Here is a 21,611-nt window from a genome sequence, read left to right as displayed (position 1 = left end):
ATCGCTCAGTCAGGCATCAGAAACGCTTGATGTCCGCTTCGCTTTCCAGCTGCTTGCGGTACGCCGCGAAGTCCTGCTGGCCTTCACGCGAAGCGAGGAAGCGACGGTATTGCGCTTTCTCTTCATCGGTTGGCGCAGCGGCTTCGTTCACAGCGTTCAGGCGCACGATGGTCAGGCTGCCATCAGGCAATGTCACGCTGCTGAAAGTCGGCTTGTCCTTGCCTGCCGGTTTCGGCATGCGGAACAGCGCTTGCAGCACCGCTGGATCAACACCTTCCTGAGCACGGGTGGCGGCCTGGGTGACTTTCCAGCTCTGACCGTCGATGGCCTTGTCCAGCGGGGTCTTGCCGTCACGCAGACCAGCGATCAGCTGCTCCGCCTTGGTCTTGGCAGCCGCGCTGGCGTGCTCTTTAGCCAACTGGGTGCGAATGGCGGTGGCCACGGCTTCCAGCGGCAGTTGCGCAGGCTTGAGGTGTTCCTTGGCACGCAACACGATCACGGTATCCGGATCCAGCTCGATGGCGGTGCTGTTGGCACCATCATCCAGCACTTCGTTGCTGAACGCGGCAGTGACCACGGCGCGGTTGGCCGCAACACCTTCGCCACCCTCACGGCCGAACGGCTTGGAGGTGTGCACGGTCAGTTTCAGATCCTGTGCCGGCTGCGCCAGGTCAGACGCTTCGAACGAGGAGTCTTCCAGCTGCTTGGTCGCCTCGACGAAACGCTGCTCGACCTGCTGGGCTTTCAGCTCGTGGGTCAGCTTGTCTTTCAGGCTGGCGAAGGTCGGCACTTCCGGCGCTTCGACGCCCAGCAGCTTGATCAGGTGGAAACCGAAATCGGTGCGAACCGGCTCGGACACTTGATCCTTGTTCAACGAATACAGGGCTTTCTCGAAGGCCGGGTCGTAGACGCCAGGACCGGCATAACCCAGGTCACCGCCGTTGTTGGCCGAGCCCGGATCCTGCGAGAACTCCTTGGCCAGCGCTTCGAACTTCTCGCCCTTGGCCAGACGTGCCTGGACCTCTTCGATCTTCACCTTGGCCTGGGCCTCGGTGGTCTTGTCGTTCACTTCGATCAGAATGTGCGCCGCACGACGCTGTTCCGACAGGTTGGCGATCTCTTTCTGATACGCCGCCTGCAGGTCTTCGTCCTTGACTGCGACCTGATCGAAGAACGAAGCCTTCTTCAGCTCGAGGTAATCGATGACCACCTGATCCGGGGTCATGAATTCCTTGGCGTGCTCGTCGTAGTAAGCCTTGACCTCATCGTCGGTCAGCTTCACGGCGGCCGGGTCAGCCTTGATGTTCAGCGAGGCGAAATCACGGGTCTGCTTTTCCAGACGGGCGAAGGCCAGCACTTGAGCGTCAGTCACGAAACCGCTGCCGGCTACGCCAGCGCGCAGCTGACCGATCAGCATTTCCTGAGCCAGCATCTGGCGGAATTGCATACGGCTGTAGCCCAGCTGACGGATCACCTGGTCGAAACGGTCGGAGCTGAACTTGCCATCAACCTGGAATTCAGGCGTTTGCAGGATCACCTGATCCAGCGCCGCGTCGGAGAAGGCGAACTTCGATTTTTCTGCGCCTTGCAGCAGCAGCTTGCGATCGATCAGACCCTTGAGGGCCGATTCGCGCAGCATTTTTTCGTCGAGCAAGGAAGCATCGAAGTCCTTGCCCAGCTGTTGCATCAGCTGACGGCGTTGCATGTCAACGGCCTGGCTCAGCTCGTTCTGGCTGATTTCTTCACCATTGACCTTGGCCGCCTCGTTGGTGTGAGTCGTGGCCTTGAAAATGGCATCGAAACCGGTCAGGGCCATCAGTGCAACGATGACCCCGATAATGGTCTTGGCAATCCAGCCTTGTGAATTGTCCCTGATATTCTGCAGCATGCGTCCCCCAGAAACGGTTGAACTTCAAAAATTAGGCAACCGTGGAGCGTGGGTAGAATCCGGATAGAAGAAAGGCGCATCCGAGGATGCGCCTTCTCGTAACTGGCGGAGCGGACAGGGCTCGAACCCTCGATCCCGGTGTAGCAGGCAATTATTCCAGACTGCCTACTCTACCGCTCCGCTGCCAAGTCAGGCATGACCCCGACCCGGATGGGTAAAAACCTGAATCAAACTTAGTTGACGGCTTCTTTCAGGGCTTTACCGGCTTTGAAACCTGGCTTCTTGGCTGCCGCGATTTCCAGAGTCTTGCCGGTCTGTGGGTTACGACCGATGCGAGCTGGACGATCGGTTACCGAGAAAGTACCGAAACCTACCAGAACTACGGAGTCGCCAGCCTTCAGAGCGCCAGTGACGGATTCGATTACAGCGTCCAGCGCACGGCCAGCAGCAGCTTTCGGGATATCAGCGGATGCAGCGATAGCATCAATCAGTTCCGACTTGTTCACTCTAAGTCCCCTTATATCTATTTTGAGATGATTCTAAGTTTTTTGGTGAAAGCAAAAACGAGTGCTGAATGGCCTACAGACACTTAAGAGCCGCTTTATAACAAGGGCTCTAAAAAACTGTCAACAAGCCCCCCAGCCAAAGACGTATTAATGCGTGCTAATTCTTTCCTTGGAATCGGACTCGCGTTTTTCATCCTTCGCGACAATCTCCGGAGCCACATCCGGCAAGGGCTCCGGCGCGTATTGCAGCGCAATTTGCAGGACCTCGTCAATCCATTTAACCGGTTTAATCTGCAGATCCTGCTTGATATTGTCAGGAATCTCCTTCAGATCACGCACGTTCTCTTCCGGAATAATCACGACCTTGATTCCACCACGGTGTGCGGCGAGGAGTTTTTCCTTCAGGCCACCAATGGCAAGGACTTGACCACGCAGGGTGATCTCGCCGGTCATGGCGACATCGGCGCGCACAGGAATACCCGTCAAAGCCGACACCAGCGCGGTGCACATGCCTACACCGGCACTCGGACCGTCTTTCGGCGTAGCACCTTCCGGCATGTGAATATGGGTGTCGCGCTTCTCGTGGAAGTCCAGGGGAATGCCCAGGCTCTTGGCACGGCTGCGCACAACGGTCAGGGCCGCAGTGATCGATTCGACCATTACGTCGCCCAGCGAACCGGTCTTGATCAGTTGGCCTTTGCCCGGCACGACGGCCGCTTCGATGGTGAGCAATTCACCACCGACCTGAGTCCAGGCCAGGCCGGTCACCTGACCGATCTGATCCTGCTGCTCGGCGAGACCGTAGCGGAATTTGCGCACGCCAAGGAAGTGCTCCAGCAGATCAGCTGTCACTTTCACCGAGAAACGTTTTTCCAGCGCATGCTCTTTGACTGCCTTGCGGCAGACCTTGGCAATTTGCCGCTCGAGGCCACGCACACCGGCTTCGCGGGTGTAGTAACGGATGATGTCGCGGATCGCTTCTTCGTCGAACTCCAGCTCGCCTTTCTTCAGGCCGTTGGCGGCAATCTGCTTTGGCGACAGGTACTTGACGGCGATGTTGATCTTTTCGTCTTCGGTGTAGCCCGGCAGACGGATCACTTCCATCCGGTCCAGCAGCGCCGGCGGAATGTTCATCGAGTTCGAGGTGCAGAGGAACATCACATCCGACAGGTCGTAATCGACTTCCAGATAGTGATCGTTGAAGTTGTGGTTCTGCTCCGGATCGAGCACTTCCAGCAACGCCGACGCCGGATCGCCACGCATGTCGCTGCCCATCTTGTCGATTTCATCGAGCAGGAACAGCGGGTTGCGGACGCCCACCTTTGTCATCTTTTGAATCAATCTTCCTGGCATCGAACCGATGTAAGTCCGACGGTGACCACGGATTTCCGCTTCGTCACGCACGCCACCGAGGGCCATGCGCACGAATTTACGGTTGGTGGCGTGGGCAATCGACTCCGCCAGCGAGGTTTTACCCACGCCCGGAGGACCGACCAGGCACAACACCGGGCCACGAATCTTCTTCACGCGCTTCTGCACGGCGAGGTACTCAAGGATGCGTTCCTTGACCTCTTCCAGGCCGTAGTGATCGGCGTCGAGAATGTCTTCGGCACGGGCCAGATCCAGACGCACCTTGCTCTGGGCCTTCCACGGCACCTGCACCAGCCAGTCGATGTAGGAACGCACGACGGTGGCTTCGGCCGACATCGGCGACATCTGCTTGAGCTTGTTCAGCTCGGCGGTGGCCTTGGCCAGTGCGTCTTTCGGCAGACCGGCAGCGTCGATGCGCTTTTTCAGGTCTTCGATTTCGTTGTGGCCTTCGTCGCTGTCGCCGAGCTCCTTCTGAATGGCCTTCATCTGCTCATTCAGGTAGTACTCGCGCTGACTGCGCTCCATTTGCTTTTTGACGCGGCCGCGGATGCGCTTTTCGACCTGCAGCAGGTCGATTTCGGCGTCCAGCAGAGCCAGAACGTGCTCGACCCGGGCAGCCAGGTCGATGATTTCGAGGATTTCCTGCTTCTGCTCGATCTTCAGCGCCATGTGCGCGGCCATGGTGTCGACCAGACGGCCCGGCTCATCGATGCTGTTGAGCGACGACAGGACTTCAGCCGGGACTTTCTTGCCCAACTGAACATATTGTTCGAACTGCGACAGCAGCGTGCGCACGAAGACTTCGGACTCGCGCTCGGCGGCGTCGACTTCGTCGATCAGGGAGACTTCGGCACGGCAGTGGCCATCGACCTCGCTGAAACGTTCGACAGTACCCCGCTGCTCGCCTTCGACCAGAACCTTGACGGTGCCGTCAGGCAGCTTGAGCAGTTGCAGAACGGTGGCAATGGTACCGACGCGATACAGAGCGTCTTCGCCAGGATCGTCGTCAGCCGGGTTTCTCTGGGCCAGCAGCAGGATCTGCTTGTCGCCCGTCATCGCGGCCTCGAGGGCTTCGATGGATTTCTCGCGCCCCACGAACAGCGGGATAACCATGTGCGGATACACAACGACATCACGCAATGGCAGGAGAGGCAATTCGATGGTGGTCTTCATGATTTCGCCTCTACGGCGGCCATATGGCCGTAATCAGATGGAATTAAGCTTGAAACCAAGATGGGGGCTGCCTTGAAAAAAAACAAGCGCAAAGCGGATGTAAAAAACGACATAAAAAAAAAGAGGCCCGAAGGCCCCTTCTTTGTTCCGGCAGGGTGGACACTTACGCGTCCGGCGCTGCCTTGGCCGTCGGCTCACTGTTTTCGTAGATATACAGTGGCTTGGACTTGCCTTCGATCACGCTTTCATCGATCACGACTTTGCTCACCTCGGACTGCGAGGGGATTTCATACATCGTGTCGAGCAGCACACCTTCGAGAATCGAACGCAGGCCACGGGCACCGGTTTTACGCTCCAGGGCACGTTTGGCGACCGATTTCAGCGCGTCGGAACGGAATTCCAGATCCACGCCTTCCATCTCGAACAGCTTGGCGTACTGTTTGGTCAGGGCATTTTTCGGCTCGGTGAGAATCTGCATCAATGCAGCCTCATCCAGCTCGTCCAGCGTCGCGAGGACCGGCAGACGACCGACGAATTCCGGGATCAGACCGAACTTGACCAGATCGTCAGGCTCGACTTCACGCAGGGATTCACCGACTTTCTTGCCTTCTTCCTTGCTGCGCACTTCTGCGTTGAAACCGATGCCACCCTTGGTGGAACGGTTCTGAATCACTTTCTCCAGACCGGAGAACGCACCACCGCAGATGAACAGGATGTTACGGGTGTCGACCTGCAGGAATTCCTGCTGCGGATGCTTGCGGCCACCTTGCGGCGGAACGGAAGCGACCGTGCCTTCGATCAACTTGAGCAAGGCCTGCTGCACGCCTTCACCGGAAACGTCACGGGTGATCGACGGGTTGTCGGACTTGCGCGAAATCTTGTCGATTTCATCGATGTAGACAATGCCCATCTGGGCCTTTTCCACGTCGTAATCGCACTTCTGCAGCAGCTTCTGAATGATGTTCTCGACGTCTTCACCCACGTAACCCGCCTCGGTGAGGGTGGTTGCGTCGGCGATTGTGAACGGAACGTTCAGCAAGCGGGCCAGGGTTTCGGCCAGCAGGGTTTTACCGGAGCCTGTCGGGCCGATCAGCAGGATGTTGCTCTTGCCGAGTTCGACGTCGTCAGCCTTTTTGTCACGCTGGTTCAGACGCTTGTAGTGGTTGTACACCGCTACCGCGAGAACCTTCTTCGCACGCTCCTGACCAATGACGTACTGGTCAAGGATGCCGCTGATTTCTTTAGGCGAAGGCAATTTATGCGCGCTGCTTTCGGCCTGTGCTTCCTGCACCTCCTCGCGGATGATGTCGTTGCACAGGTCGACGCACTCGTCGCAGATAAAGACCGAGGGGCCGGCAATCAATTTGCGCACTTCATGCTGGCTTTTGCCACAGAAGGAGCAATAGAGCAGCTTGCCGTTGTCCTCGCCGTTGCGGGTGTCAGTCATTCGTTCGATCCAAATCCGATAGGCTTGCAACACAAGATGAAGGCTATTGCGGGCTTTTTCAAGCCCGCCACTGATCGGACCAGCCGATCAGGCCTGTTTTGAGCTGCTTATTTTAAGCTGGACGCTGGTTGATCACTTCGTCGATCAAGCCATATTCCTTCGCAGCTTCTGCACTCATGAAGTTGTCGCGGTTGGTATCGCGCTCGATTTCTTCCAGAGTGCGACCGCTGTGCTTGGCCATCAGCGTGTTCAGACGCTCACGGATGAAGAGGATTTCCTTGGCGTGGATTTCGATATCCGACGCCTGGCCCTGGAAACCGCCCAGTGGCTGGTGAATCATCACTCGCGAGTTCGGCAGGCAATAACGCTTGCCCGGTGCACCTGCGGTCAGCAGGAATGCACCCATGCTGCAGGCCTGACCGATGCAGGTGGTCGACACGTTTGGCTTGATGAACTGCATGGTGTCGTAGATCGACATGCCTGCAGTGACCGAGCCGCCCGGGGAGTTGATGTAAAGATGGATGTCCTTGTCCGGGTTTTCCGCTTCAAGGAACAGCAATTGCGCGCAGATCAGGTTGGCCATGTAGTCCTCTACCGGACCCACCAGAAAGATCACTCGCTCCTTGAGAAGACGCGAGTAGATGTCATAGGCGCGCTCGCCACGAGCAGATTGCTCGACAACCATCGGGACCAGGCCGCCGGCGGCCTGGATATCAGAGTTCTGCTGAATATAGGAATTACGGAACATGCTCTGCAGTCACTCCCAAATAGTCATGTCTTGAATACGCATAAGCCAGCTCGAAGGCTGGCTTATGGTGTGTGCTTCTAACGCAGAAACAATCAGTCGGCTTTTGGAGCTTCTACCGGCTTGACCGCTTCTTCGTAAGAGACCGATTTGTCGGTCACGCTAGCTTTCTGCAGAACAGTATCCACAACTTGTTCTTCCAGCACAACCGAACGGACTTCGTTCAGTTGCTGCTCGTTCTTGTAGTACCAGGACACGACCTGCTCAGGCTCTTGGTAAGCCGAAGCCATTTCCTGAATCATTTCGCGAACGCGGGCTTCGTCTGGCTTCAGGTCGAATTGCTTGACCACTTCAGCCACGATCAGACCCAGGACAACGCGGCGCTTGGCTTGTTCTTCGAACAGCTCGGCCGGCAGTTGGTCAGGCTTGATGTTGCCGCCGAACTGCTGAACAGCCTGCACGCGCAGACGGTCAACTTCGTTGGACAGCAGAGCCTTTGGCACTTCGATCGGGTTGGTGGCCAGCAGACCGTCCATTACCTGATTCTTGACCTTGGATTTGATCGCCTGACGCAGTTCACGCTCCATGTTCTTGCGAACTTCGGTGCGGAAACCGTCGATGCCGCTTTCCTTGATGCCGAACTGGGCGAAGAATTCTTCGTTCAGCTCAGGCAGTTTTGGCTCGGAAACGGTGTTGACGGTCACGGTGAACTCGGCGGTTTTGCCAGCCAGGTCCAGGTTCTGATAGTCCTCAGGGAAGGTCAGGTTCAGAACGCGCTCTTCACCCGCTTTGGCGCCAACCAGGCCTTCTTCGAAGCCAGGGATCATGCGGCCGGAACCCAGCACCAGCTGAGTACCCTTGGCGGAACCGCCGGCGAACACTTCGCCGTCAACCTTGCCAACGAAATCGATGTTCAGCTGGTCTTCGTTCTGGGCAGCGCGATCGGCCACTTCGAAACGGGTGTTCTGCTTGCGCAGGATGTCCAGCATCTTGTCCAGATCGGCGTCAGCCACTTCAGCGCTCAGACGCTCGACGGTGATGCCTTCGAAACCGGCAACGGTGAACTCAGGGAACACTTCGAATACGGCTACGTATTCCAGGTCCTTGCCAGCTTCGAGCGACTTAGGCTCGATCGACGGCGAACCGGCCGGGTTCAGCTTCTGCTCAACCACAGCTTCGTAGAAAGAGGACTGGATCACGTCGCCGATCGCTTCCTGGCGCGCATCAGCACCAAAACGGCGCTTGATTTCGCTCATAGGCACTTTGCCTGGACGGAAGCCAGCAATCTTGGCCTTCTGGGCAGTCTGCTGCAGACGCTTGTTGACCTGAGTCTCGATGCGCTCAGCCGGCACGGTGATGCTCATGCGGCGCTCAAGAGCAGTAGTATTTTCAACAGAAACTTGCATGGATATTCCTCGTTGCACAGACGTTAGCCGGCCGTTTCCGACCCAAGAATCAAGGGCAAGCATTCTAGTAGGTCAAACTCAAGAAGTCACCCTACTGAAAACGGGTAAAAAAACAGCAGGCAAATTGAGGGCGGGGACAAACGGTTGCGCCTCGCCCTGTTAGCAAATACAGCCAATCAAGCCAGGGCCCTGCACCAACCTCTTCTATATATAGAGGCGATTGAATCATCTCCCTGACAGCCGACCTCGCAAGCAAGGACGGCGGGCAGCGCAGCATCATCGAGTAACATTGATACGACGAAGCACCCTGCCCTGCGACCCGAAACCGGCAGTCGCCGAAAAACCGAAACCGTAAAACAAAAAAGGCGCCAGACTGTTAAGTCTGGCGCCTTTCGAAATATGGGGTGGACGATGGGGATCGAACCCACGACAACGGGAGTCACAATCCCGTGCTCTACCAACTGAGCTACGCCCACCATATCGCGTTACTTGTGCCAAAGCTGCCTAATGGCGCACCCGGCAGGACTCGAACCTGCGACCATCCGCTTAGAAGGCGGATGCTCTATCCAGCTGAGCTACGGGCGCCTTGTTAGCTGTACCCTTGGAGGACTACAAACTAAGTGCTTTCCAGTCTCGCAAAACCTTGATTTCGCTCGACCTTCTTAACCAGTGCTAGGCTGTGCCCGACAAGTGCGACGAATAGTATAGAGCGACCTGCAGGTCGTCAAATCCTTTTTGAAAAAAATTCATTTAATTAAAGGGCTTAGGGGAATTTGCTGACCAAGCGCCTTTGCCCTCACCGTTTGACATGCGAGAATGCGTTCTCTTTTTTTCCCCTCTCGATGGTTAATCACGCGCAATGACTGCACAACTAATCGACGGCAAATCAATCGCCGCCAGCCTGCGCCAGCAGATCGCCCAACGGGTAGCCGAACGTCGCGAGCAAGGCTTGCGCACTCCCGGCCTCGCGGTGATCCTGGTCGGCAGCGATCCTGCCTCTCAGGTTTATGTCTCGCACAAGCGTAAAGACTGTGAAGAGGTCGGCTTCCTCTCCCAAGCCTACGACCTGCCTTCCGAAACCACTCAGGAAGCACTGACCGATCTGATCGATCGACTGAACGACGACCCGGCAATCGACGGCGTTCTGCTTCAACTTCCTCTGCCTGAGCACCTGGACGCGTCCAAACTGCTGGAACGCATCCGCCCGGACAAGGACGTCGACGGTTTCCATCCTTATAACGTCGGTCGCCTGGCCCAGCGCATTCCGCTGCTGCGTCCGTGCACGCCGAAAGGCATCATGACCCTGCTGGAAAGCACCGGTGTCGATCTGTACGGAATGGATGCAGTGGTCGTCGGCGCTTCCAACATCGTCGGTCGTCCGATGGCCATGGAGCTGCTGCTGGCCGGCTGCACCGTGACCGTGACCCACCGCTTCACCAAGGACCTGGCCGGCCACGTCGGCCGCGCCGATCTGGTGGTGGTTGCCGCCGGCAAGCCGGGCCTGGTCAAGGGCGAGTGGATCAAGGAAGGCGCGATCGTGATCGACGTCGGCATCAACCGTCAGGACGACGGCAAACTGGTCGGTGACGTCGTGTACGAAACCGCCCTGCCCCGTGCCGGCTGGATCACACCAGTACCGGGCGGCGTCGGCCCGATGACCCGTGCCTGCCTGCTGGAAAACACCCTCTACGCGGCAGAAACCCTGCACGCTTAAAGCGCTTTTTCCGCTCCAGAAGAACCCCGCCTTGTGCGGGGTTTTTCGTATCCTCGAAAAAACCTTTACCGTTCGCCGGAAACCCCTATTTTTACAGGGCTTTTCACGACTTTTTCATGCCCCTCAAACAACCATCGACAGATCTTCAGCCATACTCCTAGAATGCGTCGTTTTACGACACAGTCCGTTACAAAAAACGGCATTTCCAACCTTCATGAGTTCGCCCGCGTGAATATTCGTCTGTCCATCCTGAGCCTGGTTTTTGCATTTTCAGGCACGCTCCTCACGCCAACGGTCAACGCCGCCGAAACCACCGCTGCCCCACGAGACGCTTCACAGTTGAAGATTGCCTCCGGCAGCGCCCTGCTGATGGATCTGCAGACCAACAAAGTCATCTACTCCAGCAATCCGGACGTGATCGTGCCGATCGCTTCCGTCAGCAAGTTGATGACCGGCCTGGTCGTGGTTGAAGCCCACCAGAACATGGACGAATGGATTGACGTCGACATCAGCCACACCCCGGAAATGAAAGGCGTGTTTTCCCGGGTCAAACTGCGCAGTGAACTGCCGCGCCGGGAGATGCTGCTGATCGCTTTGATGTCCTCGGAAAACCGCGCCGCCGCCAGTCTCGCCCATCACTATCCGGGCGGATATGCAGCCTTCATCGCGGCGATGAACGCCAAGGCCAAGGCGCTGGGCATGACCAGCACCCACTTTGTGGAACCGACCGGCCTGTCGGAGCGCAACGTTTCCACCGCGCGCGACCTGAGCAAGTTGCTGATGGCTGCGCAAAAGCATCCGATCCTGACCGAACTCACCACCACCAAGGAAAAAACCGTCTCGTTCCGCAAACCCAACTACACCCTGGGTTTCCGTAATACCGACCACCTGGTGAACAAGGCCGACTGGGACATCAAGATCACCAAGACCGGCTTCACCAATCCGGCCGGGCATTGTCTGGTGCTGGTGACCCGGATGAGCAATCGCCCGGTCGCCCTGGTGATTCTCGATGCATTCGGCAAGTACACCCACTTCGCCGATGCCAGTCGCATCCGCAGCTGGATGGAAACCGGCCGGAGCACCAACGTTCCGGCGGTGGCCCAGCAATACAAGGCCGAGAAAAACCTCAAGGGTCGCCAGAGCGGCGTGGTCGAAGCTTCGAAGTAAATCGCGACACAAGAAAAAGCCCCGAACATTCGGGGCTTTTTTTCGTCTGCCGGTTCAATCGTTGGGCAGCGGCATCTGGTCATCATCGGGAACGCCGTCGCCGGCACTGGGGTCGCGGTGATGTTCCGGAGTCACCACGGCCGGGCGAGCCAATGGATCGCGTAGTGGACTGTCCGGATCCAGCACTGGATTAACGTCCGGCTCCGGCGTGGTCGGCACGCTGTCCGGTTTATGGTCGTCGAAGCTCGAATCGGTACTCATACGCACCTCTCGTCCGGGTAATCACCCGAAAAAACCGGGCGTTACCCTTAAGAGCGTAGCTGCGCGCCAGGGTGCCCGTCAGGAGACGGACGGAACCTCACTGCCCCGCCAACGCTTTGCGCGCTTGCGCAGCTTCACGCTCCTGGCCGGCCTGCGCCAGCTCATCAGCCGCTTTCAGCCAGCGCTGGCGATCGACCGCTGCCGGGAGCTGCGAAGGCTTCTGAATCAATACCGCCCAGCCACCCGATTTTTCGAGCGCCGACTCGAATGAACTGAAACTCATCAGCTCACGACGATTCATCCCCGCGCGCAGCAGAACCTTCTGCTTCTTGCGGTCATAACCGGAAAGGATCGCGTACCGCGGCTCGGCCCAGAACGCCGATCCTTCGCTGAAGCGCACCATCACCGGGTAACCTGCCGCTACCTGAGTCAGCAGCGCTGGCAAACGGGCATCTACCGGGTACACGACCATGCCGTATTCACGGGCCAGGTTCTGCATGTTCTGCTGAAGCTTGTCCTCGGCGCCCGGCAGGTGCAGAGGTTTTTCCAGCAGGCCCGGGGTGATCACGATGCCTTGCTGCGACAGCAGACTGGCCAACACCTGCGGCCCGCTCTGATTGGCTTCGCCGCGATAGAAGGTGCCGCTGAGCTCAACGCGCTCCGGCAGGCGCTGGACTTCCGGCGCCACACTGCCCGCACACCCCACCAAAGCTGTCACGCAACCGGCCACCAGCAGTGCCATGCGAATCCGGGAAAATAGCTGCACCATCGTCACTCTCTTGATCAGTTACCGGTCATCGTGTTCCGGCTTGGTCGAGGATCATAGGACGGCGCAACGCTGCGGTATAGCCCAAAGGGGCAGATGCATCGGCTGCATAGAGCGAAGTGATTGGTCACCACCGACCTTTGGTCAATAGCCTGAAACACGCCAGCGACTAGACTGTCACTCGAAAGACAGCAAAAGAGTGAGCGCCCGACGCAGGGCAAAGAGGAGGCACCGATGAGCCTGACCATGACCATTGTGATGTTGATTGCCGGCTGGCTGGCCGTGGCCGCCGCCATGTTGTGGGGCGTGCTGCGGATTTCCCGGCGCCATCACCAACCTGTGCAACCTGCACCGATCAAGAAGATCGAAAAACACAGCGCCCGTCACGCCACCGCGCACTGACGTCTTTCAGTCGATTCAAACGAAAAAGGCCGCGTGACTCTTGCGAGTGACGCGGCCTTCGCTTTTCCAGCGGTTACGCCTGGGCAGCCAGCTTCTTCTGCTTGGCGCGACGAGACATCATGTTCAACACCTCAATCGCAGCCGAGAACGCCATGGCGGCATACACATAACCTTTCGGTACGTGGGCGCCGAAACCTTCGGCGATCAGCGTCATGCCGATCATGATCAGGAAGCCCAGGGCCAGCATCACCACCGACGGGTTGTCGTTGATGAACTTGGCCAGCGGGTCAGCCGCAAACAGCATCACCAGTACCGAAACCACCACCGCGATCACCATGATCGGCAAGTGTTCGGTCATGCCGACTGCAGTAATAATGCTGTCGATCGAGAACACCATGTCCAGCATCAGGATCTGCCCGATGGCGGCGGCAAAGCCCAGGGTTACTGTCGAGGTCGCCGACTTCGGATCGTCCGGCACCGGGTCCATGCTGTGATGTATCTCGGTCGTCGCCTTCCACACCAGGAACAGGCCACCGGCGATCAGGATCATGTCCTTCCAGGAGAACGCCTGGCCCAGGATCTCGATGACCGGTTCGGTCAACTGCACGATGAAGGCGATGGTGCTCAACAGCGCCAGACGCATGATCAGCGCCATGCCGATACCGAGGCGGCGAGCCTTCTGCCGATACTGCTCGGGCAGCTTGTTGGTCAGGATCGAGATGAAGATCAGGTTATCGATGCCGAGCACGATTTCCATCACCACCAGTGTGGCCAAGGCAATCCAGGCCGTCGGGCTGGAAGCGAGTTCTAACAGGTATTCCATGGGTCAGTCCTGACTCTTGTAAGACGATTTAGATGGTCTTGGAGGAAGATTCGGATTTTTCCGCATCTTTTTCCGGGGCTTCTTTTTTCTCGATCAGGCCGCCAGTGGCTTCGCTGAGCGCCTGCTCGGCGGCTTTGTGCGTGTCGTCGATCGCCTGCTTGGCGCTCTCGGCCGCCTTGCCCATCAATTGCTGGGCGCTTTTTTCGGCCTGGTCGCAACCCGCCATAAGCAGTAAAGACGTAAACATAAGTGCCGGGATCGTGTATTTCATAAGGCTTCCTTCGAATGAACAGACAGGGTCACAGACCGCCCGTCGATGGCTGGGCATTCTAGGGAGACAAACACTTCAGGAAAATTCGTATTTTTAGCGGCTATACTTCGATTTATACGAACTGTATTTGACGGACCAAACCCATGCTCAATTACCGACAACTGCATTACTTCTGGGTTGTAGCGAAGACCGGCAGCATCGTGCGCGCCTGCGAGCAACTGAACCTCACGCCGCAGACCATCAGCGGGCAGATTTCCCTGCTGGAACAGACCTACGGCATCGAGTTGTTTCAACGGGTCGGCCGGCAACTTGAACTCACCGAAGCCGGGCGCCAGGCCCTGCCCTACGCCGAGCAGATGTTCCAGCTCGGCGGCGAACTGGAACTGATGCTGCGCGCCCAGCCCAACGAACAGCAGATCCTGTTCCGTGTCGGTGTGGCGGACGTTGTGCCCAAATCCATCGTCTATCGCCTGATCGCACCGACCATGGAATTGAGCGAACCGCTGCGCATCACCTGCCGCGAAGACAAACTCGAGCGATTACTAGCGGACCTGGCCATCCAGCGCCTGGACCTGGTGATCTCCGACAGCCCGATGCCGTCGCACTTGGACATTAAGGGCTATAGCCAGAAACTCGGGGAATGCGGGATCAGTTTTTTCGCCACCGCCGAACTGGCAGCGCAATACGGTCAGGATTTTCCCCGCAGTCTGCACGGCGCGCCGCTGCTGATTCCCGGCGCGGAGACCGTGGTGCGCAGCCGTTTGCAGCGCTGGTTTGCCGAGCAGCAGATTCAGCCGAGGATTGTCGGGGAGTTCGATGACAGCGCCCTGATGCAGGCGTTCGGCCAATCCGGGAGCGGGATCTTCATCGGGCCGAGCGTGATTGCCGATGAGGTGAAGCGCCAGTACGGCGTTGAGTTGATCGGTCAGACTGATGCGGTGAGCGAGTCGTTTTACGCGATTTCAGTGGAGCGCAAGGTCAAGCACCCCGGCATCAAAGCGATTACCGAAGGTGCCCGACGCGAGCTGTTTACCGAGTTTTAAGCCTGTGCGCAGACTTCGCGCGGCTTGAGCACCATCAACACCATGGCGAGGAAAATCGACAGCAGGATGAACGCGGCGGCCGCGAAGCCTACGAAGCCCAGACCGGCGCTGTCGATCACTCGACCGCCAATGATCGCGCCCAGACCGATCCCTAGGTTTGCCCCGGCAATGTTCAGCGACGCGGCGAAGGCCGGCGCTTCAGGCGCAGCCTTCATCAAACGCACATGGCTGACCAGAAACAGCGCCGCCTGGGTCACGCCCCAGATGCCCATGGCCGCCGCCAGACCCAGCGACGAATTGATGTTCGGCACCAGCGCCACCATCCCGGGGATCATGAACGCGCAGAACATCACCGAGGCCATCAGCGGATGGCGATCCACCGCGCGACCGCCCAGCGAGTTGCCGATCAGGCCGACTGCGCCAAAGCCCATCAGGCACCAACCGACCACGGTGCCATTGAAGCCGGCCAGACGCTCGAGAATGTCCGCCAGATAGGTGTAGGCGGTGAACATGCCGCTGAACACCAGGATCGACAGCAATACATGGCCGAGCATCAGCGGGCTGCGCAGGATCTTGAACTGCGAAGCGAAGCTGACCTGATGCTGGTGCAGGCTGGTTTTCGGCAGGTAGACAAACAACAGCAAGGCCTTAGCGAACGCGATCACCGCCAGAATGGCGAACGCGCTGCGCCAGCCGAATGCGTCGGAAATCAGCGTGCCCACCGGGATCCCGAATACCGTGGCGCAGACGATGCCGAAGCCGATCTTGGCAATGGCGCGACCGGCGAAGTCCGGGCCGACGATGTCCACGGCCGTTTCACTGGCCAGCGCCCAAAACACCGGCAACCCCAGTGCCGGGATCAACCGCGCAATAGCCATGACCCAGATGTTCGGCGCCAAAGCCGCCACGGTGTTGGCCAGACCGAACATGATCAGGATGGTGATGAACAGTTTGCGCCGTTCGAATCGGGCGAAATATGCGGTCAAGAAAGGACCGAACATGGCCACGGTGAAAGCGAATAGAGTCACCAGCAACCCGGCTTGCGGGATGGTGACTTCCAGGTCGCGGGCAATCGCCGGCAACAGGCCGACGATGACGAACTCCGTGGTCAGCACCGTGAATCCGGCGGCAGACAACAGAAGGATGGGCAACAGCATGAGGAACTCCAGCAAAACGACGACACCAGCGTTGACCCGAAGGCCCGCCGGCAGAACTTGAAAATAAGGATGCGCAATCTTAACAGAGTGTTTCCCGAGTGACTTGCACAAACCTGTCTATGTTGCCGAACGTTTCGGTGGCAGATCGTCACAGGCCTGAAGGATAAGGCCTACGCTGTGATAAAGTCCGCGCCCTGAAAAACGTACACCCTGTTCAGCCGCCCGTTTAACGGCGTGGCTGTCGCGTCATTCCTTTCGGTTCGTATCTGTGGCCTGCCCCCGATTCATCGCCCGGATCACGCAACCTTGCACCCTATAAAAAGCAGAGATGCCGTTATGACCGCTTCATCCCCTTCTCTATTGCAACGCCTGAAAAGCCTCAGCCTGGTCACGCAGATCCTGATCGGCCTGATTGCCGGCATCGCCCTCGCGCTGTTCGCGCCGGAAGCGGCCAAAGGCACCGCCTTCATCGGCAAGGTGTTCGTCTCGGCGCTGAAAGCCGTGGCACCGATTCTGGTGTTCGTGCTGGTCATGGCCTCGATCGCCAACCACAAGCACGGCCAGGAAACCCATATCCGGCCGATTCTGTTCCTTTACCTGCTGGGCACTTTCGCCGCTGCCGTGGTCGCGGTGATTGCCAGCACGATGTTCCCGTCGCATCTGGTGCTGTCCACCGATAACATTGCCGTGAGCGCGCCGGGCGGTATCGGTGAAGTACTGCAAAGCCTGCTGCTGAGCGTGGTAGAAAACCCGATCACTGCGCTGATGAACGCCAACTTCATCGGCATTCTGGCCTGGGCCATCGGCATGGGCGTAGCCATCCGCCACGCAGGCGACACCACCCGTGAAGTAGTCAGCGACCTGTCCAACGGCGTGACCCTGATCGTGCGCGTGGTGATCCGCTTCGCGCCGCTGGGGATTTTCGGCCTGGTGGCTTCGACCCTGGCGACCTCTGGTTTTGGTGCACTGGTCGGTTACGCGCATCTGCTGGCGGTGCTGCTCGGCTGCATGCTGTTCGTGGCGCTGGTGATGAACCCGCTGATCGTGTTCTGGAAGCTGCGCCGCAACCCGTACCCGCTGACGTTGAAATGCCTGCGTGAAAGCGGCATCACCGCGTTCTTCACCCGCAGCTCGGCGGCGAACATTCCGGTCAACCTGGAGCTGAGCAAGCGTCTGGGCCTGCACGAAGACACCTATTCAGTCTCGATTCCGCTCGGCGCGACCATCAACATGGCCGGCGCGTCGATCACCATCACCGTGCTGACCCTCGCGGCCGTGCACACCTTGGGTATCGCCGTCGACATCCCGACCGCCATCCTGCTCAGCGTCGTCGCGGCGATCTGCGCGTGCGGTGCCTCGGGTGTGGCCGGTGGTTCGCTGCTGCTGATCCCGCTGGCGTGCAGCCTGTTCGGCATCCCGAGCGAAATCGCCATGCAGGTGGTGGCGGTCGGCTTCATCATCGGCGTACTGCAGGATTCGGCCGAGACGGCGCTGAACTCCTCCACCGACGTGCTGTTCACTGCCGCCGCGTGCCTGGGCGAAGAACAAAAAGCCCAGCGTCCGGCGTAAAAACCGAGCGCAACAAAAAGCCCGCCAAGGCGCAAACCTTGGCGGGCTTTTTTATGCGTCGTGTTTAGAACGCGCCCATGTAATCGCGCTTGCCGATTTCAACGCCGTTGTGACGCAGCAGGTCGTAAGCAGTAGTCACGTGGAAGAAGAACTGCGGCAGACCGTAGCTCAGCAGGTAAGCCTGGCCGCTGAAGCGCTTCTCTTTCGGGGTGCCCGGACGGGTCACGATCTCGATGCCTTCCTTGCCGTTGATTTGCTCAGGCTTGATCTCGCCGATGAAGGCCAGAACCTTGGCGATCAGCGCTTGCAGCTCGGCGAAGGTGGTTTCGGTGTCGTCGTATTTCGGGATTTCGACTTCGGCCAGACGCGAGGAAACGCCTTTGGCGAAGTCCACGGCGATCTGCACCTGACGCACCAGCGGGAACATGTCCGGGTACAAACGCGCTTGCAGGAAGGCGTTCGGGTCGATGTTTTTCGCGGTGGCGTGGGCTTCGGCCTTTTTCAGCACATCGCTCAGGGCGTTGAGCATTTGTTGGAAAACCGGGACGGATGCGGCGTACAGGGAAATGGTCATGGCAGTCTCACGTGGTGGCTGGGTGAATCGTGGGGCGATTATAGCCATGCTCGCGGGCCGCGCGACTTGTCTTTTATCCAGCAAGGATTAGGCTAGGCGCCTTCGACTGCAGAGGGAACGCGCGATGTCCACAGAACTTGAAACCCACGTCAACGAACCACGGCTCAACGCCACGGAAATCCGCATTCTGGGTTCGCTGATCGAGAAACAGGCCACCAGTCCGGAAACCTATCCGCTGACCCTCAACGCGCTGGTGCTGGCCTGCAATCAGAAAACCAGCCGGGAACCGGTGATGAACCTGACCCAGGGCCAGGTCGGCCAGAGCCTGCGCGCCCTCGAAGGTCGCGGTTTCGCCAAGCTGGTGATGGGCAGTCGCGCCGACCGCTGGGAGCACAAGGTCGACAAAGCGCTGGAGCTGGTGCCGGCACAAATGATTCTGACCGGGCTGATGTTCCTGCGTGGCCCGCAGACCGTCAACGAACTGCTGACCCGCAGCGGTCGCATGCATGAATTCGAAGATGCCGAACAAGTGGTGCATCAACTGGAACGCCTGATCGCCCGGGATCTGGCGGTGCTGATTCCGCGTCAGGCCGGCCAGCGCGAAGACCGCTACACCCATGCACTGGGCGATCCGGCGGACATCGAAGCGATTATCGCGGCGCGACAGAATCCGAGTGATCGCGGCGCTGCCAGCGGTGTGTCAGTGGAGCGCATCGAAGAACTGGAAGCGCGGATTGCAGCGCTGGAAGAGCGTCTGGCCCGCCTCGAATAAGCGTAATGGGGCGGCGTTACTCGCCGTCCCAGTAATCCACCCCGTCCGACTGCCGCGCCACCGCGACGAATCCCGAGGCATTGCCCTCGGCATCGATGCTGAAGTTATCCATCACCGCGTATTTGTTCGAGTCCGGGTACTCGCAGATGTCCGGTTGCTGCTGGGTGCTGACCGCCAGATAGCGCAGCTCCTGCGAGCTGGTGTTGATGATTTGATGCGCTTTTTCCGGGCCGCCCGGCGGGCAGGCGATCACGTCGCCGGCGCGGATCGGGAAACGCTCGGCCCCCAGACGCACCTCCCCTTCCCCGGCCACCACGTAGAACATCTCTTCATTGACCCGATGACTGTGAAACGGACTGCCGCGCATGCCCGGCGGCAGCGCATACAGCCGATAACCGAGCTTCTGCGCGCCCAGTTGCTGGCCGATTCGGGCGAACCGCTGCTGATAACGCCCGGCGGTTTCGCCTTCGGGGGCCAGGGTTTCGGGCAACGGTTCGAGTTCGACATCATTCAAGTTGAGAATGGGCGGGTGCATGCAAACCTCGGTTTTTGTCGTAGGGCAAGTCTGTGCCTGCTGAACCGGCAGTATAGGCAATGACCAACCCCGACACCGAGATCAATCAACTGCGGGCAAACGCCACCGCTGCGTCAAACTGCTCAACCGTCGGCCGCACACCGGTATACAGCACAAACTGCTCCAGCGCCTGGATCGCGATCACTTCCAGCCCGGTGATGACTTTTTTGCCTTCAGCGCGACCGCGCACGATCAGCGGGGTTTCCGAGGGGATCGCCACCACATCGAACACGGTGTCGGCAGACTTGATCACATCCACTTCAAACGCCAGCTGCCCCGCTTCCGCACCACCGTCCATGCCGACCGGCGTCACGTTGATCAGCATCTGCGGGCGCTCGTCGCCCAGATCCGCCTGCCAGCGATAGCCCAGGGAATCGGCCAGCGCACGGCCGGCGCGCTCGTTGCGGGCGACGATCAGACCATTCTTGTAACCTCCATCGCGCAAGGCGCTGGCCACAGCCTTGGCCATCCCGCCGCTGCCGCGCAAGGCGAAAGTCGAGTCTTTCGGTACCGCGTGGGTTTCCAGCAACTGGGCGATGGCGATGTAGTCGGTGTTGTAGGCCTTGAGATGACCATTGGTGTTGACGATGGTGTTGATCGACTGGATCGCCGCTGCCGACGCATCCAGCTCGTCGACCAGGGCAATGCTGGCCTCCTTGAACGGCATCGACACCCCGCAACCGCGGATGCCCAGCGCGCGGATCCCGCCGACGGCACCCGGCAGATCCTGGCTACTGAAGGCCTTGTAGTAGAAATTCAGGCCCAGCTGTTCGTACAAATGGTTATGAAAACGCAGACCGAAATTCCCGGGACGCCCAGACAGGGACATGCACAATTGGGTGTCTTTGTTGGGGTTCATCTGCATGGGAGGCTCCTTCGAATGCACTTTCGGATGGACGGGATTAGCCAGACCATCGGGTTCTGAACGATCATAAGGCGGTCTGTTCCGGGCATCACAGCCGTTGCCTGAAACCCGGTAAGCAAGCCGGTACAGACCTTACACAAAATTTACCCAGCCGCCGTGCTGTTTTTCCAAATGTTGCTGTCTTAGAAGTATCCCCGCGCTATCCCGAGCCTGTTGCAGGCCTAGACGCCGGGTCGAAGAACCGAGGATTAATCATGATTCGTAAACTCCCCATCGTGGCCTTGTTGATTGGTGCATTCGCGATCACGGGTCAGGCAGAAGCCCACGGCGGTGGCTGGCAGGGTCCGGCGGTATTTGGTGCGATCGTCGGCTCGGCCATCATCGGCTCGGCGCTCATCAACCAGGATCGTCCGGTGTATGTTCAACAGCCTGTTTACGCTCAACCGGCGCCGGTGTACGTGCAACAACCGCCACCACCGGTCTACTACCAGCCGGCCCCGGTTTACGTACAACAACCGGTTTATGTTCCAGGCCCGGTCTACTACGGTCCGCCCCGTGGTTATTACGGCCACCCGCACTACTACGGTGGTCGCTGGTAAGCACACAGACAGAGCCCCGCTTTTACAGCGGGGCTTTTTATTGGCCTCGGGAAAGCCAACCGTCCGTCGGCCAACGTCTGAAAAAATCTCGCCAAGGTCGCTGTGGGGACAGTTTCACCCGTTAAAGTCGGCATGATGGACTCGACCGTCGGGCCGAAACACAAAACGGTCATCGATTTGTCATGACGGAACCGCAATCTGAATCCGTCCGCATACAACAGGTTGATAAAAACAAGGACGACTGGAATGCCAACACAGAATCCGCACCGCATCGTCGGTTTATGCACATCGAGCAAGGTGTACAACGCCTTGACCGAGCTCAAGCACCTGGAAGGCCACCGCACGGCGAAGTTTGTGTCGCTGCTGGCGGAAAACCTGGTGCGCAAGGGCTTGCTCAACGAGCACGAGATCGTGCACATGCTCGATCAAGTGGTCGATTGACCCGGCCCTCAACGGCATCAATGTCCACTATCGAAAGCGTTGATTGTCCCTGAAACGGCCAAGTCCCTAAGGTAGCT

22 protein-coding genes and 2 tRNA genes are annotated in these 21,611 nt (G+C 58.7%); 8 read left to right on the top strand and 16 right to left on the bottom strand.

Annotated features, from left to right (window positions below):
- Positions 1-16: 16 nt before the first annotated feature.
- From OQ248_RS21255 to OQ248_RS21220, 8 genes are all read right to left on the bottom strand, one after another.
- Positions 17-1,888 (bottom strand): SurA N-terminal domain-containing protein, encoded by a 1,872-nt coding sequence (locus OQ248_RS21255; protein WP_265813891.1) that lies wholly within the window; start codon positions 1,886-1,888, stop codon positions 17-19.
- A 233-nt stretch (positions 1,889-2,121) separates the two neighbouring features.
- Positions 2,122-2,394, bottom strand: a complete 273-nt coding sequence (locus tag OQ248_RS21250; protein ID WP_002552737.1) for an HU family DNA-binding protein — start codon at positions 2,392-2,394, stop codon at positions 2,122-2,124.
- A 147-nt stretch (positions 2,395-2,541) separates the two neighbouring features.
- Positions 2,542-4,938, bottom strand: coding sequence for an endopeptidase La (lon, locus tag OQ248_RS21245; RefSeq protein WP_085712471.1), 2,397 nt, complete (start codon positions 4,936-4,938; stop codon positions 2,542-2,544).
- Positions 4,939-5,101: 163 nt separating this feature from the next.
- Entirely contained in the window at positions 5,102-6,385 is a 1,284-nt protein-coding gene (clpX, locus tag OQ248_RS21240; protein ID WP_016775335.1) for an ATP-dependent Clp protease ATP-binding subunit ClpX, read from the bottom strand.
- Between the two features lie 112 nt (positions 6,386-6,497).
- Positions 6,498-7,133 carry an ATP-dependent Clp endopeptidase proteolytic subunit ClpP gene (gene clpP, locus OQ248_RS21235; RefSeq protein ID WP_053161532.1) on the bottom strand — a complete coding sequence of 212 codons (636 nt, stop codon included), beginning with the start codon at positions 7,131-7,133 and terminating at the stop codon, positions 6,498-6,500.
- A 92-nt stretch (positions 7,134-7,225) separates the two neighbouring features.
- The gene (tig, locus tag OQ248_RS21230) at positions 7,226-8,536 is read right to left on the bottom strand and encodes a trigger factor (RefSeq protein ID WP_085712472.1); all 1,311 of its coding nucleotides are present in this window, start codon (positions 8,534-8,536) and stop codon (positions 7,226-7,228) included.
- 400 nt (positions 8,537-8,936) lie between these two features.
- Positions 8,937-9,012: transfer RNA gene (locus OQ248_RS21225), tRNA-His, on the bottom strand.
- A gap of 32 nt (positions 9,013-9,044) precedes the next feature.
- Positions 9,045-9,121, bottom strand: a tRNA-Arg gene (locus OQ248_RS21220).
- A gap of 274 nt (positions 9,122-9,395) precedes the next feature.
- Here OQ248_RS21220 and folD point away from each other — a divergent pair.
- Both folD and pbpG read left to right on the top strand, forming a co-directional pair.
- Positions 9,396-10,250: a bifunctional methylenetetrahydrofolate dehydrogenase/methenyltetrahydrofolate cyclohydrolase FolD gene (folD, locus tag OQ248_RS21215; protein ID WP_085712473.1), complete on the top strand. Its 855-nt coding sequence runs from the start codon at positions 9,396-9,398 to the stop codon at positions 10,248-10,250.
- Between the two features lie 228 nt (positions 10,251-10,478).
- A complete protein-coding gene (gene pbpG, locus OQ248_RS21210) occupies positions 10,479-11,417 on the top strand; it encodes a D-alanyl-D-alanine endopeptidase (RefSeq protein WP_119428003.1) in 939 nt (312 codons plus the stop codon).
- A 54-nt stretch (positions 11,418-11,471) separates the two neighbouring features.
- Here the strand turns inward: pbpG and OQ248_RS21205 are convergent, their stop codons facing one another.
- Positions 11,472-11,678, bottom strand: coding sequence for a hypothetical protein (locus tag OQ248_RS21205; RefSeq protein ID WP_265813889.1), 207 nt, complete (start codon positions 11,676-11,678; stop codon positions 11,472-11,474).
- Between the two features lie 97 nt (positions 11,679-11,775).
- A complete protein-coding gene (locus OQ248_RS21200) occupies positions 11,776-12,447 on the bottom strand; it encodes a peptidase C39 family protein (RefSeq protein WP_265813888.1) in 672 nt (223 codons plus the stop codon).
- Between the two features lie 231 nt (positions 12,448-12,678).
- Between OQ248_RS21200 and OQ248_RS21195 the strand changes: the two genes are divergently transcribed.
- Complete coding sequence (locus tag OQ248_RS21195) at positions 12,679-12,846, top strand: hypothetical protein (RefSeq protein WP_265813887.1); 168 nt, start codon at positions 12,679-12,681, stop codon at positions 12,844-12,846.
- 73 nt (positions 12,847-12,919) lie between these two features.
- Here the strand turns inward: OQ248_RS21195 and OQ248_RS21190 are convergent, their stop codons facing one another.
- Together OQ248_RS21190 and OQ248_RS21185 are read right to left on the bottom strand one after the other, a co-directional pair.
- Positions 12,920-13,669: a TerC family protein gene (locus tag OQ248_RS21190; RefSeq protein WP_085712478.1), complete on the bottom strand. Its 750-nt coding sequence runs from the start codon at positions 13,667-13,669 to the stop codon at positions 12,920-12,922.
- Between the two features lie 28 nt (positions 13,670-13,697).
- Positions 13,698-13,940, bottom strand: coding sequence for a hypothetical protein (locus tag OQ248_RS21185; protein WP_114884147.1), 243 nt, complete (start codon positions 13,938-13,940; stop codon positions 13,698-13,700).
- A 143-nt stretch (positions 13,941-14,083) separates the two neighbouring features.
- Here OQ248_RS21185 and nhaR point away from each other — a divergent pair, with 143 nt between their 5' ends.
- Positions 14,084-14,983: a transcriptional activator NhaR gene (gene nhaR / locus OQ248_RS21180; protein ID WP_248741115.1), complete on the top strand. Its 900-nt coding sequence runs from the start codon at positions 14,084-14,086 to the stop codon at positions 14,981-14,983.
- Here the strand turns inward: nhaR and OQ248_RS21175 are convergent.
- Entirely contained in the window at positions 14,980-16,140 is a 1,161-nt protein-coding gene (locus OQ248_RS21175) for an MFS transporter (protein WP_119428001.1), read from the bottom strand. The two genes, nhaR and OQ248_RS21175, sit on opposite strands and share 4 nt — an antisense overlap.
- A 336-nt stretch (positions 16,141-16,476) precedes the next feature.
- Between OQ248_RS21175 and sstT the strand changes: the two genes are divergently transcribed.
- Entirely contained in the window at positions 16,477-17,709 is a 1,233-nt protein-coding gene (gene sstT, locus OQ248_RS21170; protein ID WP_265813885.1) for a serine/threonine transporter SstT, read from the top strand.
- Between the two features lie 64 nt (positions 17,710-17,773).
- On the opposite strand, the gene OQ248_RS21165 is transcribed toward sstT, so the two are convergent.
- Entirely contained in the window at positions 17,774-18,283 is a 510-nt protein-coding gene (locus tag OQ248_RS21165; RefSeq protein WP_065259353.1) for a DUF1993 domain-containing protein, read from the bottom strand.
- Positions 18,284-18,407: 124 nt separating this feature from the next.
- Between OQ248_RS21165 and OQ248_RS21160 the strand changes: the two genes are divergently transcribed.
- Positions 18,408-19,055, top strand: a complete 648-nt coding sequence (locus OQ248_RS21160) for a DUF480 domain-containing protein (RefSeq protein WP_265813884.1) — start codon at positions 18,408-18,410, stop codon at positions 19,053-19,055.
- 16 nt (positions 19,056-19,071) lie between these two features.
- On the opposite strand, the gene OQ248_RS21155 is transcribed toward OQ248_RS21160, so the two are convergent.
- Together OQ248_RS21155 and OQ248_RS21150 are read right to left on the bottom strand one after the other, a co-directional pair.
- On the bottom strand, positions 19,072-19,590 hold the full coding sequence (locus OQ248_RS21155) for a cupin domain-containing protein (RefSeq protein ID WP_265813883.1): 519 nt from the start codon (positions 19,588-19,590) through the stop codon (positions 19,072-19,074).
- 85 nt (positions 19,591-19,675) lie between these two features.
- Positions 19,676-20,494 (bottom strand): shikimate 5-dehydrogenase, encoded by an 819-nt coding sequence (locus OQ248_RS21150; RefSeq protein ID WP_265813882.1) that lies wholly within the window; start codon positions 20,492-20,494, stop codon positions 19,676-19,678.
- Positions 20,495-20,748: 254 nt separating this feature from the next.
- On the opposite strand from OQ248_RS21150, the gene OQ248_RS21145 reads away from it, so the two are divergent.
- On the top strand, positions 20,749-21,093 hold the full coding sequence (locus OQ248_RS21145) for a hypothetical protein (RefSeq protein ID WP_025108898.1): 345 nt from the start codon (positions 20,749-20,751) through the stop codon (positions 21,091-21,093).
- A gap of 246 nt (positions 21,094-21,339) precedes the next feature.
- A complete protein-coding gene (locus tag OQ248_RS21140) occupies positions 21,340-21,534 on the top strand; it encodes a hypothetical protein (protein ID WP_085712486.1) in 195 nt (64 codons plus the stop codon).
- Positions 21,535-21,611 lie beyond the last annotated feature (77 nt).

Origin of the sequence: Pseudomonas sp. COW5 (assembly GCF_026240005.1) — a bacterium.
Classification (GTDB): domain Bacteria; phylum Pseudomonadota; class Gammaproteobacteria; order Pseudomonadales; family Pseudomonadaceae; genus Aquipseudomonas; species Aquipseudomonas kribbensis.
Note: the sequence above shows the minus strand (reverse complement) of the source record. Positions and strands in the feature narration are given on the sequence as shown.

Excerpts from the sequence above, each read along its gene's own strand:
- OQ248_RS21255 (WP_265813891.1), bottom strand. The coding sequence starts at position 1,888 with ATGCTGCAGAATATCAGGGACAATTCACAAGGCTGGATTGCCAAGACC.
- lon (WP_085712471.1), bottom strand. The coding sequence starts at position 4,938 with ATGAAGACCACCATCGAATTGCCTCTCCTGCCATTGCGTGATGTCGTT.
- clpX (WP_016775335.1), bottom strand. The coding sequence starts at position 6,385 with ATGACTGACACCCGCAACGGCGAGGACAACGGCAAGCTGCTCTATTGC.
- clpP (WP_053161532.1), bottom strand. The coding sequence starts at position 7,133 with ATGTTCCGTAATTCCTATATTCAGCAGAACTCTGATATCCAGGCCGCC.
- tig (WP_085712472.1), bottom strand. The coding sequence starts at position 8,536 with ATGCAAGTTTCTGTTGAAAATACTACTGCTCTTGAGCGCCGCATGAGC.
- folD (WP_085712473.1), top strand. The coding sequence starts at position 9,396 with ATGACTGCACAACTAATCGACGGCAAATCAATCGCCGCCAGCCTGCGC.
- OQ248_RS21205 (WP_265813889.1), bottom strand. The coding sequence starts at position 11,678 with ATGAGTACCGATTCGAGCTTCGACGACCATAAACCGGACAGCGTGCCG.
- OQ248_RS21200 (WP_265813888.1), bottom strand. The coding sequence starts at position 12,447 with ATGGTGCAGCTATTTTCCCGGATTCGCATGGCACTGCTGGTGGCCGGT.
- OQ248_RS21195 (WP_265813887.1), top strand. The coding sequence starts at position 12,679 with ATGAGCCTGACCATGACCATTGTGATGTTGATTGCCGGCTGGCTGGCC.
- OQ248_RS21190 (WP_085712478.1), bottom strand. The coding sequence starts at position 13,669 with ATGGAATACCTGTTAGAACTCGCTTCCAGCCCGACGGCCTGGATTGCC.
- OQ248_RS21185 (WP_114884147.1), bottom strand. The coding sequence starts at position 13,940 with ATGAAATACACGATCCCGGCACTTATGTTTACGTCTTTACTGCTTATG.
- nhaR (WP_248741115.1), top strand. The coding sequence starts at position 14,084 with ATGCTCAATTACCGACAACTGCATTACTTCTGGGTTGTAGCGAAGACC.
- OQ248_RS21175 (WP_119428001.1), bottom strand. The coding sequence starts at position 16,140 with ATGCTGTTGCCCATCCTTCTGTTGTCTGCCGCCGGATTCACGGTGCTG.
- sstT (WP_265813885.1), top strand. The coding sequence starts at position 16,477 with ATGACCGCTTCATCCCCTTCTCTATTGCAACGCCTGAAAAGCCTCAGC.
- OQ248_RS21165 (WP_065259353.1), bottom strand. The coding sequence starts at position 18,283 with ATGACCATTTCCCTGTACGCCGCATCCGTCCCGGTTTTCCAACAAATG.
- OQ248_RS21160 (WP_265813884.1), top strand. The coding sequence starts at position 18,408 with ATGTCCACAGAACTTGAAACCCACGTCAACGAACCACGGCTCAACGCC.
- OQ248_RS21155 (WP_265813883.1), bottom strand. The coding sequence starts at position 19,590 with ATGCACCCGCCCATTCTCAACTTGAATGATGTCGAACTCGAACCGTTG.
- OQ248_RS21150 (WP_265813882.1), bottom strand. The coding sequence starts at position 20,494 with ATGCAGATGAACCCCAACAAAGACACCCAATTGTGCATGTCCCTGTCT.
- OQ248_RS21145 (WP_025108898.1), top strand. The coding sequence starts at position 20,749 with ATGATTCGTAAACTCCCCATCGTGGCCTTGTTGATTGGTGCATTCGCG.
- OQ248_RS21140 (WP_085712486.1), top strand. The coding sequence starts at position 21,340 with ATGCCAACACAGAATCCGCACCGCATCGTCGGTTTATGCACATCGAGC.